The sequence below is a fragment of the Azospirillum sp. B4 genome (assembly GCF_000333275.1).
Taxonomy (GTDB): domain Bacteria; phylum Pseudomonadota; class Alphaproteobacteria; order Azospirillales; family Azospirillaceae; genus Nitrospirillum.
Map to the genome: position 1 here is coordinate 1 of NZ_BACU01000507.1, position 1,863 is coordinate 1,863.

Annotated in this window: 3 protein-coding genes and 3 tRNA genes; 2 read left to right on the top strand and 4 right to left on the bottom strand. The window is 67.8% G+C overall.

What is annotated here, in order from left to right; translation table 11 throughout:
* From I55_RS38605 to I55_RS22180, 3 genes are all read right to left on the bottom strand, one after another.
* On the bottom strand, nucleotides 1–93 hold a 93-nt coding region (locus I55_RS38605; protein WP_155888827.1), incomplete at its 3' end, for a GTP-binding protein.
* A gap of 61 nt (nucleotides 94–154) precedes the next feature.
* Nucleotides 155–228: transfer RNA gene (locus I55_RS22175), tRNA-Gly, on the bottom strand.
* 98 nt (nucleotides 229–326) lie between these two features.
* A tRNA-Tyr gene (locus I55_RS22180) sits at nucleotides 327–412 on the bottom strand.
* A gap of 170 nt (nucleotides 413–582) precedes the next feature.
* Between I55_RS22180 and rlmB the strand changes: the two genes are divergently transcribed.
* Together rlmB and I55_RS22190 are read left to right on the top strand one after the other, a co-directional pair.
* Nucleotides 583–1,512, top strand: a complete 930-nt coding sequence (rlmB, locus tag I55_RS22185) for a 23S rRNA (guanosine(2251)-2'-O)-methyltransferase RlmB (RefSeq protein WP_083901328.1) — start codon at nucleotides 583–585, stop codon at nucleotides 1,510–1,512.
* A gap of 38 nt (nucleotides 1,513–1,550) precedes the next feature.
* A tRNA-Thr gene (locus I55_RS22190) sits at nucleotides 1,551–1,626 on the top strand.
* 46 nt (nucleotides 1,627–1,672) lie between these two features.
* Here I55_RS22190 and I55_RS37310 read toward each other — a convergent pair.
* Nucleotides 1,673–1,863: hypothetical protein (locus I55_RS37310; RefSeq protein WP_044562774.1), on the bottom strand; the 191-nt coding region annotated here is incomplete at its 5' end.

Consider the following 1,863-nt stretch of genomic DNA (forward strand, 5'->3'; position numbering starts at 1 on the left):
CGCAGCCGTCAGCGACGTCTTGCCATGGTCAACGTGACCGATCGTGCCGATGTTGCAGTGCGGCTTGGTGCGCTCGAATTTCGCCTTGGCCATGGTCCTATCCGCCTTTGCCTGACAGTCTGAGTTAAGCTTGGTTTCGCGTGGGGCCGTGTACTGGAGCGGGTGAAGGGAATCGAACCCTCGTCGTAAGCTTGGAAGGCTTCTGCTCTACCATTGAGCTACACCCGCCTAAGTCTGTGCCGCCCCACACCCCGGAACTGCTTCGCGCACGCGGGGAGCCAGTAAACCCACCCCTCATCGTCTGGGGGGCGGTTTTACCGGCAAGATGGTGGAAGGGGTAGGATTCGAACCTACGTACGCTAACGCGGGCAGATTTACAGTCTGCTGCCTTTAACCACTCGGCCACCCTTCCGTGCGCCGCGTGTCCGACCGGGGTCGAAAACGGTGGACAGGTGGGTAGGCGTTTCGACCCCCTCCTGTCAACGGGGAAATGTTGGTCTGGTGAAAAGAGATGGAGGCAACCGTGCCATGCCCGCTGAAAGCAGTGGCAAGCCTGCACCGCTTGGCGCTAAGGATGGCATCATGAAGCGATCTGGATTTCCGAACCAGGGCGGTTCCCGCACCGGCGGCAACGGCCCCACCTCCCCCCGCCCGTCCCGCGACGGCGGCCGCCCCGGCGCCACCGCGCCCAAGGCAGCCCCTGCCAAAGCGCCGGGCGAGCGCACGCGCACGCAGGAGGCGCGCGCCGAGAGCCGCCCCCACGGCAAGAAGCCGGCCCCCAAGCCCGGGCTGCTGTATGGCCAGCATCCGGTTGTGGCGGCCTGGACCAACCCGGAACGGCGGTGCAAGACGCTGATGGCCACACCCGCCGGCCTTGATCTGATGACCGAGGCCTTCGCCCAGGCCAAGGCCGCCGGCGTCGCCCGGCCCGAACCCATGGTGGTGGAGCGCGAGGCGCTGGACCGCCTGCTGCCCGCCGGCGCCGTGCACCAGGGCCTGGTGCTGGACGCCAGCCCCCTGCCCGACCTGGACGTGCCCGACGTGGTGCGCGCCTGTGGCGAGACCGATATGGTGGTGGTGCTGGACCAGGTGACCGACCCGCACAACGTCGGCGCCATCCTGCGCTCCGCCGCCGCCTTCGGCGCCAAGGCCGTCATCGTCCAGGACAGGCACGCGCCGGAGGTGACGGGCGTGCTGGCCAAGACGGCGTCGGGTGCCCTGGAGGTGGTGCCCCTGGTGCGGGTCACCAACCTGTCGCGCGCGCTGACGGAACTGCAGGACGGCGGCTTCTTCTGCGTGGGCCTGGCCGAATCGGGGCCTAAGCCGCTGCATGGCCTGGATTTCCCAGGGCGCGTGGCCGTGGTGATGGGCTCGGAGGGCGACGGATTGCGCCGCCTGACCATGGAACGCTGCGACGCCCTGGCCCATTTGCCCACCCGGCCACCCATCGGTAGCCTGAATGTGTCGAACGCCGCCGCCGTGGCGCTTTACGAGGTCGCGCGGCGACGCTAAGGTCTGCCCGCGCCGCCTTCCGGGGCGGCCCCTGGGGCGCCGGCTTAGCTCAGTTGGTAGAGCAACCGCCTTGTAAGCGGTAGGTCGCGAGTTCAAGTCTCGCAGCCGGCACCAGTCCGCCCCCCTGGGAGGCCGGGCATCGTCCATACCGGGCGATTCGTCACCTGATCACATAGGGCTTGTGGCCCAAGTCCAGGCCGACGTTGCCCTCGGGCACGTCGTTGAAGCTGCGGTAGCGGCCGCCGCCGGGGCCACCGACATATTCCGCCAACGCGTCATCCATCACGTAATAGATCGCCTGCGACCGGTAGATGTAATAGCCGTCCCGGCAATGGAGGCGGTCAGCACCAG

Excerpts from the sequence above, each read along its gene's own strand:
- rlmB (WP_083901328.1), top strand. The coding sequence starts at position 583 with ATGAAGCGATCTGGATTTCCGAACCAGGGCGGTTCCCGCACCGGCGGC.